The sequence below is a fragment of the Bifidobacterium sp. LH_743 genome, from assembly GCF_056355775.1.
Map to the genome: position 1 here is coordinate 399,954 of NZ_JBKESZ010000001.1, position 15,214 is coordinate 415,167.

Genomic DNA, 15,214 nt, shown 5'->3' on the forward strand with positions numbered 1-15,214 from the left:
AATTTTTGAAAAAGTAAGGAAGATTATGAACACCTTTTTTCTTGATCGACTGAACAGCGAGCCCCACGCGCTCGCCTTCGCCGGCCAATCCACCCCGTGGCCGGTCGCGCTCGCCGACCAGAGCGCCAATCCGACGCTCGACGAGGCGCTGCACAACCATGCGGCAGCCGCGCAGGCGCTGCTGTATCCGGTGTCTGCCGAACTGCTCGCCACCACCGGACGTCCGGTCGATCTGTTCGGCTTCGAGCCGAATCCGGCCCGTCTCGGCGCGGCGGCCGCCGCTTCCGCCAGTGTTCCCGGCATCGCGCTCACCCAGCTGGGCGCGCTGATCGACGCCGCGTCCCTCGGCTACAATCCCGCCGAAGCCAAGCCGGTCGCGGTGCTCGGCCATTCCCAGGGCGTGCTTGCCGTGCACATGGTGCAGGCGATTCGCGAAGCCGGTTCCATCGAAGCCGCAGCGGCGTCCATTGACGAGATCCTCGCCATCGCGACGCTGATTGGCGTGGCGGGCACCCGTCAGGCCCGTCAACTCGGCCTGGCCGCCCGCCATGGTGACGCGACCCCGATGCTGTCCGTCAAGGACATCACGCGTGCGCAGGTGGACGCGCTGATCGAGCGCGTGGATGGTGCCCGTGGTCCGATCGCCGTGGCCGTCACCAATTCCGCCACCCACTACGTGCTGTCCGGCTACCCGGAGGATCTGGCCGCGTTCGGCGTGGAAGTGGCCAAGGAGCATAAGCATCAGGCCAAGCTGCGCGAGGAGAAGGTGCGCGGCGGTCGTGTGTTCGACCCGGTGCTTGAATACCTTGATGTGACGTTGCCGTTCCATAGCCCGCTTATGGCCGACGCTGTTTCACAGGCTGTTTCATGGGCCGAGACCTGCGGTATCGACGCCTCCCACGCCCGTGAACTCGCCGCCGAAGTGCTGCTCAACCATGTGGATTGGGCCGCGCGTGTACGTGCGCTGATGAACTCCACCGACCCGAGCACGCTGTGGGTGCTGGACTTCGGCCCGGGCACCACCGTCGGCAAACTGTTCTCCACCGTGGCCCAGGGCACCGGCGTCGGTGTGGTGGAAGCCTCCACCGTGGCCGATCGCGTCAAGCTCTCCACACTGGAGACCTCCCCGGAACGCACCCAGAACTGGAAGCGCTTCGCGCCGAGCATCATCCACACCTCCGCGGGAGACAAGGTGCGCACCGCGTTCACCGAGCTCACCGGCAAGGCTCCGGTGCTGCTGGCCGGCATGACGCCGACCACCGTGGAACCGGAGATTGTGGCCGCGGCCGCCAACGCCGGCTATTGGGCTGAGCTCGCCGGCGGCGGCCAGGTGACCGCCGAGGTGTTCGACCGCCATGTGGCCAAGCTTGAGGAAGAGCTGGAAGAAGGCCGCACCGTCGAGTTCAACGCCATGTTCATGGATCGCTACCTGTGGAACCTGCAGTTCGGCGGCCAGCGCATCGTGCCGAAGAAGCGTGCCAGCGGCACGCCGATCGACGGCGTGGTCGTCTCCGCGGGCATCCCCGAACTCGACGAAGCCGTCGAACTCATCCACACGCTCAACGCGGACGGCTTCCCGTACGTGAGCTTCAAGCCGGGCACCGTCGACCAGATTCGCCAGGTCGTGCGCATCGCCAAGGCCGTGGCCCCCACCAAGGTGCTCATCGAGGTCGAAGGCGGCTCCGCCGGCGGCCACCACTCCTGGGAGGCTTTGGACGATCTGCTGCTGAGCACCTACGCCGAAGTGCGCGAACAGCCCAACCTGGTGCTCGTGGCCGGCGGCGGCATCGGCACGCCGGAACGCGGCGCCGACTACATCACCGGCGAATGGTCGAAGGAATACGGCCGTCCGCTCATGCCCGTCGACGGCGTGCTCATCGGCACCGCCGTCATGACCGCCAAGGAAGCCCACACCAGCCCCGAAGTCAAGCAGATGCTGGTGAACACCCCCGGCATCCCCGCCAAGGACCCGAACGCCGATCCGTTCGCCCCGCTCGGCGAGCAGTGGGTGCCGTCCGGCCAGGCCAAGGGCGGCGTCACCTCCGGTCTGAGCCACCTGCATGCCGACATCTACGAGCTGGAGAACTCCTCCGCCCGCTGCGGCCGCCTGCTGGTGCGCGTGATGAAGCACCCCGAGGAACTGGAAAGCCGCCGCGAGGAGATCATCGAGGCGCTCAACGCCACAGCCAAGCCGTATTTCGGCGATCTGAAGACCATGACCTACCTCGAGTGGGCCCAGCGCTTCGCCGATCTCGCCTTCCCGTGGGTCGACGAGACCTACGCCGACCGTTTCCTGCACCTGCTGCAGCGTATCGAAGCCCGCGTGACCAAGCAGGAGAGCGGCGAATTCGAATCGCTATTCGCTTCCCGCGCCGACGTGGAATCCGATCCGAACGCCGCCATCGCCAAGCTGCAGGCCGCCTACCCGCAGGCCGCCGAACTGAAGGTGACCCCGATGGACGAGGCATGGTTCCCGGTGCTCGTGCGTGAGTACCCCAAGCCGATGCCGTTCGTGCCGGTCATCGACAACGACCTGCTGCGTTGGTGGGGCCAGGATCAGCTGTGGCAGTCCGAGGATTCCCGCTATTCCGCCGATTCCGTGCGCATCATCCCCGGCCCGATTTCCGTGGCCGGCATCACGACCATCGACGAGCCGGTGGCGGACATCCTCGGCCGTTTCGAGCAGGCGATGGTCAAGCGCGTCTCCGCCGATTCGCCGGCCGCCGACAAGGCCGCCTTCGCCGAACTGGGTGCCGCCGCATCCGCCGAGGAATTCATCCGCAAGTCCCCGAACATCTCGTGGGTCGGCCACCTGATGGCGAACCCGGCATTCGGCACCACCAACGGAGACGAGCACTACGAGATCCGCAAGGTCGGCACCAAGGGCAGCGTCGAGCAGTATGATCTCGACATCCACCTGGATACTTACTGGGACAACGACCCGGATGGTGGCAAGTCCAAGCACGCCGTGCGCGACATCGTCATCCCGCTGAACGTCGACGGCGCCGAATCCGGCCTGTTCCCGGTAGTGGACCGCGACCGTCTGCCGGAACACGTGTACCGCATGCTCGCCGACACCGCAGGCATCGGCAACACCGCCATCACCGGCGACAAGCTCACCGCGATGCCGCAGATTGAAGCGGCCGACGACAAGACCGCCTACCCGTTCGGCATCGCCCACGCCAGCTACACGCTGTCCGCCAACCTCGGCTTCGACCATGAGGCCGCCACCGGCGGTGCTTTGCCGAGCGACCTCGTGCCGTCCCGCATCGCGCCGGACGCGCTCGTCGGACCGGCCTGGCCGGCAATCTACGCCGCCCTCGGCTCCGTGTATGTCAACGGGTTCCCCGTCATCGAAGGCCTGCTCAATGCAGTGCATCTCGACCACCTCATCGAACTTGAGGTGAGCGAGGACGAACTGCTCAAGCACACCGGCGAGACCATCCAGCTCACCAGCTGGGCCGAAGACTACTTCGAATCCGCCTCCGGCCGTGTCGTCACCATCCACGTGACCCATGCCGCAGCCGACGGCACCGTGCTCGCCAATGAGACCGAACGTTTCGCCATCCGTGGCCGCGCCTACTCCGACGCTCTGCCGCCCGAGGCTCCCGATTACGGTGGCATCAAGGCCGACATCGAAAACACGCCGCGCCGCATGCTGCGCCGCGTCACGGTCACCGCGCCGCACGAGATGACCGCCTTCGCCCGCACTTCCGGCGACTTCAACCCGATCCACACCTCCCACCGTGGCGCCGCCGTCTCCGGACTGGCTGCTCCGCTGGTCCACGGCATGTGGCTGTCCGCCACCGCCCAGTACGCCGTGCAGGCGCTCGACGAGAAGGGCGCGCACTACGAGATCGCAGGCTGGACCTACAACATGTACGGCATGGTGCAGCTCGACGACGAGGTGGAGATCTCCATCGAACGCGTTGGCCGCGTGGCACACGCCGGCATGGTGCTTGAGGTGACCAGCCGCATCGACGGCAACATCGTCTCCCGCGCCACCGCCATCGTGCGCGCGCCGAAGTCCGCCTTCGTCTACCCGGGCCAGGGCATCCAGAAGCAGGGCATGGTGCTCGACGAACGCGCCAAGTCCCCGGCCGCCCGCGATGTGTGGGAACGCGCCGACAAGCTTACCCGCGAGAAGCTCGGATTCTCGATCCTCGCCGTCGTGCGTGACAACCCGAAGGAACTGACCGCCAACGGCGTGACCTACCGTCATCCGGAAGGCCTGCTCAACCTCACCCAATTCACCCAGGTGGCGCTCGCCACTGTGGCCTTCGCCCAGACCGCACGTCTGCGCGAAGCCGGCGCCGACATCTGGCCGGCGTACTTCGCGGGCCATTCGCTGGGCGAATACAACGCGCTGAGCTCCTTCGCCGGTGTGATTCCGCTGGAGACCGTGCTTGAGCTCGTGTTCCACCGCGGTTCCACCATGCATCACCTCATTCCGCGTGATGAGAAGGGCCGTTCCAACTACCGTATGGGTGCCCTGCGTCCGAACCAGTTCGGTGTGGGCGACGACGGCGTGCGCGAGTACGTCGAGTCCGTGTCCAAGGCCTCCGGCGAGTTCCTGCAGATCGTGAACTACAACCTGGCCGGTCAGCAGTACGCCGTTGCCGGCACCATTGCCGGTCTGAAGGCCCTGAAGGCCGATTCCGCGCGTCGCGTCGCCGAATACGGCGGCAAGCCGGCGTTCATGCTGGTGCCGGGCATCGACGTGCCGTTCCACTCCACGCTGCTGCGCAAGGGCGTGCCGGAGTTCCGCGACAAGCTCGACGCCCTGCTGCCGAAGTACATCGACTACCGTGGCCGTCTGGTCGGACGCTACATTCCGAACCTGGTCGCTGTGCCGTTCGAAATGACCAAGGAATTCGCCGCCAAGATTCTTGAAGTGGTGCCTTCCGAGCGCATCAAGGCCGCGTTGGACGATCCGAAGGTGTGGGACTCCTACGCCGAGGACGACCAGAAGCTCGGTCGGCTGCTGCTCACCGAACTGCTGAGCTGGCAGTTCGCCTCCCCGGTGCGCTGGATCGAGACCCAGGCGCTGCTGTTCGGTTCCGCCGAACAGGGTGGCCTCGGCGTTGAGGAATACGTGGAGGTCGGTCTCGGCAATGCGCCGACGCTGGCCAACCTCGGTGCCAAGACCCTGCGCCTGCCGCAGTTCGCGGGCCGCGACGTGACCGTGTACAACGTCGGCCGCGACGAAGGCCGCGTATACATGACCGATTCCGATTCGCTGGTTCCGGAAGCCGACGATGAGCCGGTCGAACAGAGCGCTCCGGCCGCCGTTGCCGCTCCGGTGGCACAGGCCGCGGCCCCGGCCCCGGCCGCCCAGGCTCCGGCCGCTCCGGCGGTTCCCGAGGCTCCGGCGGGCGCGCCGTCCGGTGCCGCCGTCGCGGACATCCCCTTCAAGGCATCCGACGCCATCGCCATGCTGCTGGCCTACTCCGCCAAGGTGCGCCCCGACCAGATCGGCGATTCCGACACCACCGACACCCTCACCAACGGTGTCTCCTCTCGCCGTAACCAGCTGCTCATGGACATCAGCTCCGAGCTGGGTGTGGCCTCCGTCGACGGTGCCGCCGAAGCGACCGTGAACGCGCTGAGTGCCCTGGTGAACAAGGTCGCCCCGAATTACAAGGCCTTCGGCCCGGTGCTTTCCGACATCGTGCGCGATCGCGTGCGTGGCCTGTTCGGTGCCGCCGGCGTGAAGCTGGGCCAGATCACCAAGCGCGTGACCGACACCTGGCAGCTCGGCGAAGGCTGGGCCTCCCATGTGGTCGCCGCCTTGGTGCTCGAAACCCGTGACGGTGCCAGCTCTCGTGGCGGTGACCTTGCGTCGCTGCCCACTGACGCCGCTTCCAACGCCGCTGCCGCGAACGCGCTGATCGATGCGGCCGTGCAGAAGGTCGCCTCCGACAAGGGCGTGGCTGTGGCCATGCCGAGCGCCGGTGGTGCCGCCGGCGGCGCAGTGGTCGATTCCGCCGCGCTTGACGCCTTTGCGGCCAAGGTCACCGGTGCCGACGGCGTGCTCGCATCCACTGCGAAGTTCGTGCTGAACCAGCTCGGCGTCGCCGCTCCGGCGCCCGAGGATGGCACCGATGAGAACGCCGCCGTGGTCGCCGCCGTCGAAGCCGAGCTTGGCTCCGACTGGCCGAAGCAGGTCGAGCCGCGCTTCGACGCCCGCAAGGCCATTCTGTTCGACGATCGCTGGGCCTCCGCCCGCGAGGATCTTGCCCGCGCCTACTACGATGGCAACGCATCCGTGCTCTCCGGCAGCTTCGTCGGACTGGGCAAGGCGGTTGCCGCCGAAGCCAAGTGGTACGCCGACAAGACCGATGATGCCGAATTGAAGTCCGCCTACCAGCGTGTGGCCGCCGAAGCTCTGGAACCCGCTTCCGAAGACGCCGCGAGCAGCCGTTTCGCAGGTGATGTGGCCGTGGTGACGGGTGTGGCCCCGAATTCCATCGCCGCGCAGGTGGTCAACGGCCTGCTTGCCGGCGGCGCGACCGTGGTCGCCACTTCGCACAGCTTCAAGCCGAGCGTGAAGGCATGGGCCAAGCAGGCCTACCGCGAGCATGCGGCGGGCGACGCCAAGCTGTGGCTCGTGCCGGCGAACCTCTCCAGCTACCGCGATGTGGACGCACTGGTGGACTGGGTCGGCAACGTGCAGAAGAAGACCTCCGGCGCGACCACCACGATTTTGAAGCCCGCCTACGAGCCGAGCCTGTTCTTCCCGTTCGCGGCCCCGCCGGTGCACGGCACCTTGGCCGATTCGGGCGAACTGTTCGAATCCCAGGCGCGACTCATGCTGTGGGGCGTGGAACGTGCGATCACCGGTCTGGCGAAGATCGGTGCCGACACGGACGTCCAGCACAAGCTGCACGTGATCCTGCCGGGCTCCCCGAACCGCGGTATTTTCGGCGGCGACGGCGCCTACGGCGAGGTGAAGAGCTCCTTCGACGCGATCGTCAACCGCGCCCGCGCCGAAAAGGTGTGGTCCAGCCGCGTGACCTTCGCCCATCCGAAGATCGGCTGGGTGCGTGGCACCGGCCTGATGGGCGGCAACGATCCGCTGGTCGAAGTCGTGGAACGCCATGGTCTGAAGACCTACTCCACCGCCGAAATCGCGGTGAAGCTGCTGGACCTGGCCACCCGCGAATCCCGCGAGGCCGCCGTGAAGGCTCCGCTCGATGTGGATCTGACCGGCGGACTGGGCTCCGAACCGATCGACATCAAGGCGCTGCGTGCTGAAGCCATGGCCGACGCCGAGAAGGCCGCCGCAGCGGCCGCCGCCCAGACCGAGGAAGCCGATGCGAAGCAGGCCGGCGCGCTCATCAAGGCGTTGCCGAGCCCGCACGTCCCGCAGCAGGCTCCGGTCGACCTGTCCGATTGGAAGAACGTCACCGCACGCCCGGAGGACGAGATCGTGATCGTCTCCGTCGGCGAGCTGGGTCCGTGGGGCTCCGGCCGTACCCGGTTTGAGGCCGAGCTGGGCATCCACTCCGATGGCAAGGTCGACCTGTCCGCCGGCGCTGTGCTCGAACTGGCCTGGAACATGGGACTGCTCACGTGGAACGACAGCCCGAAGCCGGGCTGGTACGACACCGACGGCAACCTGGTGCCCGAAGAGGACATCGCCGAACGCTACCACGACGAGGTCGTGGCACGTTCCGGTATCCGTCCGTTCGAAGAGGGCATGGGCAACGACTACAAGGACGGCGCCGACGAGGAGGAGGCCGAGGTCTTCCTGGACCACGACGTGACCTTCTCCGTGCCGACCCGCGAGATCGCCGAGGAGTATGTCAAGCTCGACGAGGCCCACACCACCATCGCCGCGGACAACGAATCCGGCGAGTGGAACGTGACCCGCCACGCCGGCTCCATGATCCGCGTGCCTCGCCGCGCGGCCATGACCCGTACCGTCGGCGGCCAGTTCCCGAAGGGCTTCGACCCGGTCAAGTGGGGCATCCCCGCCTCCATGGTCGGCGACGTCGACAAGATCGCCCTGTGGAACATCGTCACCACGGTGGACGCCTACCTGTCCGCGGGCTTCACTCCGGTGGAGATCCTGCAGGCGGTGCACCCGTCCATGGTCGCCTCCACCCAGGGCACCGGCTTCGGCGGCATGTCCTCCATGCGCAAGCTGTACCTCGACCGCTTCCTCAACCACGAGATCCCGACCGACATCCTGCAGGAGGCCCTGCCGAACGTCGTCGCGGCGCACGTGATGCAGTCCTACATCGGCGGCTACGGCAACATGATCCAGCCGGTCTCCGCCTGCGCCACCGCGGCCGTTTCCCTCGAAGAGGGCGCCGACAAGATCGCACTGGGCAAGGCCGACTTCGTGATCACCGGCGCGATCGACGACATCGGCGTGGAATCCGTGATCGGCTTCGGCAACATGAACGCCACCGCCAACTCCGAGGAGATGTACGCCAAGGGCATCGACGCGCGCTTCTTCTCCCGTGCGAACGACCGTCGCCGTGGCGGCTTCGTCGAATCCCAGGGCGGCGGCACCATCCTGCTGACCCGTGGCGATATCGCGCTGAAGCTCGGCCTGCCGGTCGCCGGCGTGGTCGGATTCGTCCACTCCTATGCGGACGGCGCGCACACCTCCATCCCGGCTCCGGGACTGGGCGCGCTCGCGGCGGGCATGGGCGGCAAGGACTCCAAGCTCGTGCACGACCTCGCCAAGCTCGGCGTCACGCCGGACGACATCGCCGTGGTGTCCAAACACGACACGTCCACCAACGCCAACGATCCGAACGAATCCGAACTGCATAACACGCTGGCCCACGCCATCGGCCGCACCGACGGCAACCCGCTGTTCGTGATCTCGCAGAAGACGCTCACCGGCCACGCCAAGGGCGGCGCCTGCATCTTCCAGGTCAACGGCTTGACCCAGCTGTTCAAGTCCGGCGTGATTCCGGCGAACGCGGCCCTCGACTGCGTGGATCCGAAGCTCGCGCGCGACGACCATATGGTCTGGCTGCGCAAGCCGCTGCACGTCGGCTCCGTCAAGGCGGGCCTGGCCACGTCGCTCGGCTTCGGCCATGTCTCCGGTTTCGCCGCGATCGTGAACCCGGGCGCGTTCGAGGCCTCCGTGGCCAACACCGCCGGTGCCGAGGCGCTGAACGAGTGGCGTGAACGTGCCAACGCTCGCCTGGCTGCCGGCCAGCGTCGCCTCGAGGAGGGCATGATGGGTCGTGCCGCCCTGTACGAGCCGATTGACAACCGCCGTTTCCATGAGGACAAGCGCGGCTACGACTCGCACGAGGTGGAGAAGGCCATGCTGCTCGATCCGAACGCGCGACTCGGCGCATCCGGCTATTTCGAGGCCTGAGCGCGGTCTCATTGGAATCCGTTCGCGCAGTGATTCGGACGAATTCCAATGAATCTCCCAGAGAGGGGCAGTACCTTGTTGCACGGGGTATTGCCCCTCTTTGTCATATGTGCTGCCATATTGGCAGGCTAGGTGTTTTGGGGCGATTCCATGCGACCCTTCGGAAAGGCGGGAAAATGCTGGGTTTGGGGCATGACGTGGTGGATGTGCCGTCATTCGCCGAACAGTTGGACGAGCCCGGGTCGCGCATGCGTGGCCTGTTCTCCATGCGCGAGATATGGCAGACGGCTCAACGCGCGCAGATCAAACATGATGAGGAGGCCGTGCATTTGGCGGCCCGATGGGCGGGCAAGGAGGCGTTCCTGAAGGCGTGGTGCGCCGCGATATCGCGCCATGCCGGAAGCGACGGCACAATCGAATATCCGTACACGCTGGACAATTTCCCGTGGGTGCGCATCGAGATCCTTGACGATTCCCACGGCGTGCCCCACGTCGTGCTGTCGCCCGAAGTGCAACGCAGGATGCTGCAATCGCTTGGATTGCCTTCGGACGAACGGCATCCGTCGTACGACGTCTGCATCTCCCTGAGCCATGACGGGCCCATCGCATCCGCGGTGGTGACGCTCGAATTCTGAAAGCACGCGTCGGCCACTTGCAAAAGTTGTGGAAGTGTGTATAATAGCTCGAGTCGTTTCGTGTCGATGCAAATCGGCGCAAAATGGTGCGCGGATGTAGCTCAATGGTAGAGCCTCAGTCTTCCAAACTGATTACGCGGGTTCGATTCCCGTCATCCGCTCCAGAACATCGTCAGAGAAGAAGTAAGGCGTGCTGCAAGGCACGCCTTTCGCATATGGGCATGCGATTGCCGGGCGCTGGATATGCCGTACGCGCCGTGACGGGCGGCGTGGCGGTCGCGGCACGGCGATTGCGGCGGAAAAGCGATATACGGAGCGAATATGGGGCAGAAGGCAGACAACAAGGCAACGGAAGTCGTGGGCGGCGTGGTTGAGACCGTCGACGTTTCCAAACATCCGACGGCGTCCATCGAACAGTCCGACCTGTCCCTGGCCGACATCGAGCGCCGCAAATCGCATCCGATCCGTTGGGCGCTGTTCATGGCGCTGGCTTTGGTGGCGATGATCGCGCCGTATTGGCTGGGGCGCGTCGTTGCGGTCAGGGATGCCACATGGATGGTGGAGCATCTCGGATTCCTCGATCCGAAAGGCGTGGCGCTGATTTCCTGGACGGTCACCGTAGCGGCGCTTACCGGACTTGGGCTGATGGTCGCCGATACGAAGAAATGGCTGTGGGGCGGCGTTTTCGTGGTGGGACTCGCCGCGGAGCAGTTCATCGCCGGCGTATGCCTGCTGAGCTTCAATTTCTGGAACGCCACCTACGTGATGTACGGCGGGGCATCGGGATTGGCGAACGCGGCCAACCTCGGCATCCTCGCGGCGGGCTTCGGCGTCGCCGTCTACGCGGTGCTGTGGGTGGGCCTGCTGGTGTGCATCAGGAAGGAATCCAAACTCAATGTGCTCACCCGTAGTTGGGCTTCGTTCCTGCTGTTCTTCGTCATCGAAGTGGCCGCTCTCTCCATTGTGATGTTCGGCGGCATATTGACGTCCATGGCGTGATGAGACGCGTTTCCGGCCGGCGTCTTGCCGATGCGTGTCCGTGTGCGTCTGTCCTGCGGTTTTGGTCCGCCCGTCGTGTAAGATGTTCCCTTGGCGTGTTTCGCCCGCGGATAGAGAGCGCGTCGGCATTGGGCCGGCAGCACCGCGTAGCAATACAAGGAGGATGCCGTGGCACTTACGGCTGAGGAAAAGCAGGAAATTATCAAGACCTACGCAACCCACGAGGGTGACACCGGCTCCCCGGAGGTCCAGGTCGCACTGCTCACCAAGCGCATCGCTGATCTGACCGAGCACCTCAAGGAGCACAAGCACGATCACCACTCCCGTCGTGGTCTGCTGCTGATGGTCGGCGACCGTCGTCGTATGCTTGATTACCTCAAGCGCGTCGACATCAACCGTTACCGCTCCCTGATCGAGCGTCTGGGTCTGCGCCGATAACATTCTTCCGCCCGAGCGTCACTATGGCGCCCGGGCGTTTTTGCATGACAGCCGAGTTCGAGGAACAGACAGTTTGAAAGCCCGAAGGTTTGGGGCGTACGAGGTCTAGAATCTAGAGATGAGGAAGCGGCGGAGGTAACGCCGCGTCACGCATGTAGGAATCGGTTGGAGTCCGCTGAAGAGGACTGCCGATAGTAGGTATCAAGAAAAGAAAACAAAGGAGGAACCCTATGGAGGGTCCCGAAATCAAGGCTGTTGAAGCCGTAATCGATAATGGTTCGTTTGGCAAGCGCACGCTGCGCTTCGAGACCGGTCGTCTCGCCCAGCAGGCGGATGGTGCCGTCGCCGCCTATCTTGACGATGATTCGATGATTCTGTCGACCACCACCGCCGGCTCCAGCCCGAAGGAGAACTACGACTTCTTCCCGCTGACCGTGGACGTCGAAGAGAAGATGTACGCCGCCGGCAAGATCCCGGGCTCGTTCTTCCGCCGTGAAGGCCGTCCGAGCTCCGAAGCCATCCTGGCCTGCCGCATCATCGACCGTCCGCTGCGTCCGCTGTTCCCGCACACCCTGCGCAACGAGGTGCAGGTCGTCGAAACCGTGCTCGCCGTCAACCCGGACGACGCCTACGACGTCGTCGCGCTGAACGCGGCCTCCGCATCCACCATGATCTCCGGTCTGCCGTTCGAAGGCCCGGTCTCCGGCGTGCGTCTGGCCCTGATCGACGGCCAGTGGGTCGCCTTCCCGCGTTGGAGCGAGCGTGAGCGCGCCGTGTTCGAAATCGTGGTCGCCGGCCGTGTCGTCGAAAACGGCGACGTCGCCATCGCCATGATCGAAGCCGGTGCCGGCAAGAACGCATGGCACCTCATCTACGACGAAGGCCAGACCAAGCCGGACGAGGAAGTCGTCGCCGGTGGTCTCGAGGCCGCCAAGCCGTTCATCAAGGTGATCTGCGAGGCCCAGAACGAGCTCAAGGCCAAGGCCGCGAAGGAAACCAAGGAATTCCAGCTCTTCCCGGAGTACACCGAGGATCTGTACAACCGCATCGACGAGATTGCGCATGCCGACCTCGACGAGGCCCTGTCCATCGCCGAGAAGCTGCCGCGCCAGGATCGCATCAAGGAAATCAAGGAAGGCGTCAAGGCCACCCTCGCCGGCGAGTTCACCGACATGGACGATGCCGAGAAGGACAAGGAGATCGGCAACGCCTTCAAGGAGCTGCAGCGCCAGATCGTGCGCCGCCGCATCCTGACCCAGGATTACCGCATCGACGGCCGTGGCCTGCGTGACATCCGCACCCTGTCCGCCGAAGTGGACATCGTGCCGCGCGTGCACGGCTCCGCCCTGTTCCAGCGCGGCGAAACCCAGATCCTGGGCGTCACCACGCTGAACATGCTCAAGATGGAGCAGCAGATCGACGCACTGTCCGGTCCGCAGTCCAAGCGTTACATGCACAACTACGAGATGCCGCCGTACTCCACCGGTGAGACCGGCCGCGTCGGTTCCCCGAAGCGCCGCGAGATCGGCCATGGCGCCCTCGCCGAGAAGGCCCTCGTGCCGGTGCTGCCGAGCCGCGAGGAGTTCCCGTACGCCATCCGTCAGGTGTCCGAGGCCATCGGCTCCAACGGCTCCACCTCCATGGGTTCCGTGTGCGCGTCCACCCTGTCCCTGCTCGCCGCTGGCGTCCCGCTGAAGGCTCCGGTCGCAGGCATCGCCATGGGCCTTGTGTCCGGCGATGTGGACGGCAAGCACATCTACAAGACACTGACCGACATCCTCGGCGCCGAAGACGCCTTCGGCGACATGGACTTCAAGGTGGCCGGCACCTCCGAATTCATCACCGCCCTGCAGCTCGACACCAAGCTTGACGGCATTCCGGCCGACATCCTGGCGTCCGCCCTGCAGCAGGCTAAGGAAGCCCGCACCACCATCCTCGAGGTCATCAACGAGTGCATCGACGGTCCGGCCGAGATGAGCCCGTACGCGCCGCGCATCATCACCACCAGCGTTCCGGTGGAGAAGATCGGCGAGGTCATCGGCCCGAAGGGCAAGATGATCAACCAGATCCAGGAGGAGACCGGCGCCGAGATCGCCATCGAGGATGACGGCACCGTGTTCATCTCTTCCGAAGGCGGCGAAGGTGCTGAGAAGGCCAAGCAGATCATCGACCAGATCGCCAACCCGCACGTGCCGGAAGCCGGAGAGACCTACAACGGCAAGGTCGTGAAGACCACGTCGTTCGGCGCCTTCGTGAACCTGACCCCGGGCACCGACGGCCTGCTGCACATCTCCCAGATCCGTAACCTGGCCAATGGCGAGCGCATTGACGCCGTCGAGGACGTGCTCAAGGAAGGCGACACCGTCGAGGTGGTCGTGCAGGGCGTCGACGACCGTGGCAAGATTTCGCTGGCCATCCCGGGCTTCGAGGATCAGGAATCCTCCGCTCCGCGCCGCGACCGTGGCGATCGTGATGATCGTCGTGGCGGCCGTGGCCGTCGTGACGACCGTCGTCGTTCCGATGACCGTGACGACCGCGATTACGACGACCGTCCGCGTCGTCGTCGTTCCGACCGCGACGATGACCGTGACCGCGACTACGATCGCGATGATCGTCCGCGTCGTCGTCGTTCCGATCGTGATGATCGTGACCGTGACTATGACCGTGACGACCGTCGTCGTTCCGATCGTGACGACCGCGATTACGATGATCGTCCGCGTCGTCGTCGTTCCGATCGTGATGATCGTGACCGCGATTATGATCGCGATGACCGTCGTTCCGAGCGTCGTCGTGGCGGCCGTCGTGACGACCGCAACCCGCGTTACGCCGCCGACGAGAACTACGACGAGTATCGCGCCGATCGTGAGGAGCGCTCCGAGCGTCCGCGCCGCCGTGTGCGCCGCGACTTTGATCCATTCGAAGACTGAGCCGTTAAGAAAACAGCAGAGCTGTTTTTAGGCTCAGTGCGAGCCGACAGGCGAGCCAGCAGGCTGCGGCCGTAAGGCCGTCCGTAGTTGCAGGACCTGACGCGATCGTCGGATAAAACGATGAAAACCCACTCCGTAAGGGGTGGGTTTTCTCATATTCGACATGCTATGCAAACATTTGCGTCAATCGATTTACGAATATGCCAAAATAATAGACATAATTCCGAATTGTGTAGCCCTCATGAGAAAATAAAACAACCAAACAAGCGAAGAAGCAAGGATTTTCTCATGATATTCGGCATTATTGCACTCGTTGTCATTGTGTTGGTCATTTTGTGGGGCGTCTCCGCCTACAACGGTCTGGTCACGTTGCGCAACCGCGTGAAGAACGGCTGGTCGCAGATCGACGTGCAGCTCAAGCAACGCGCCGACCTCATCCCGAATCTCGTCCAGACGGTCAAAGGCTATGCGGCCCATGAATCGCAGGTGCTCACCCAGGTGACCCAGGCCCGAGCCAACGCGCTTCAGGCGGCGCAATCCGGCGACGTGCAGCAGCGCATCCAGGCCGAGAACCAACTCAGCCGCGCGATCATGAACCTTCAGGCGGTGGCGGAGGCGTATCCGCAGCTGCAGGCCAACCAGAACTTCCTGGATCTGCAGGGCCAGCTCAAGGCGCTTGAGGAGAAGATCGCCTACGCGCGCCAGTTCTACAACGACGTGGTGCAGAAGTACAACACCAAGATCGAGGTCGTGCCTTCGAACATCATCGCCGGACTGTTCCACTTCAAGCAGGCGTCCTACTTCCAGATCGACGAGGCGGACCGTCAGGCCCCTCAGGTCCAGTTCTGAGCATTTCCATACAGCGT

At 64.8% G+C, this 15,214-nt stretch carries 6 protein-coding genes and 1 tRNA gene; all 7 read left to right on the forward strand.

What is annotated here, in order from left to right:
- The first annotated feature begins 25 nt into the window (after positions 1-25).
- The 7 genes from AC1ATL_RS01640 to AC1ATL_RS01670 all read left to right on the forward strand — a co-directional run bounded on the left by AC1ATL_RS01640 (position 26) and on the right by AC1ATL_RS01670 (position 15,197).
- On the forward strand, positions 26-9,349 hold the full coding sequence (locus AC1ATL_RS01640) for a fatty acid synthase subunit beta domain-containing protein (RefSeq protein ID WP_476567970.1): 9,324 nt from the start codon (positions 26-28) through the stop codon (positions 9,347-9,349).
- Positions 9,350-9,525: 176 nt separating this feature from the next.
- Positions 9,526-9,984 (forward strand): holo-ACP synthase, encoded by a 459-nt coding sequence (locus tag AC1ATL_RS01645; protein WP_476567972.1) that lies wholly within the window; start codon positions 9,526-9,528, stop codon positions 9,982-9,984.
- A gap of 90 nt (positions 9,985-10,074) precedes the next feature.
- Positions 10,075-10,148 (forward strand) — tRNA-Gly (locus AC1ATL_RS01650).
- Between the two features lie 157 nt (positions 10,149-10,305).
- Positions 10,306-10,983 (forward strand): hypothetical protein, encoded by a 678-nt coding sequence (locus tag AC1ATL_RS01655; RefSeq protein ID WP_432624305.1) that lies wholly within the window; start codon positions 10,306-10,308, stop codon positions 10,981-10,983.
- A 168-nt stretch (positions 10,984-11,151) separates the two neighbouring features.
- Entirely contained in the window at positions 11,152-11,421 is a 270-nt protein-coding gene (gene rpsO, locus AC1ATL_RS01660; RefSeq protein WP_003807806.1) for a 30S ribosomal protein S15, read from the forward strand.
- Positions 11,422-11,651: 230 nt separating this feature from the next.
- On the forward strand, positions 11,652-14,348 hold the full coding sequence (locus tag AC1ATL_RS01665; protein ID WP_476567975.1) for a polyribonucleotide nucleotidyltransferase: 2,697 nt from the start codon (positions 11,652-11,654) through the stop codon (positions 14,346-14,348).
- Positions 14,349-14,636: 288 nt separating this feature from the next.
- On the forward strand, positions 14,637-15,197 hold the full coding sequence (locus AC1ATL_RS01670; RefSeq protein ID WP_476567977.1) for a LemA family protein: 561 nt from the start codon (positions 14,637-14,639) through the stop codon (positions 15,195-15,197).
- Positions 15,198-15,214: the final 17 nt, after the last annotated feature.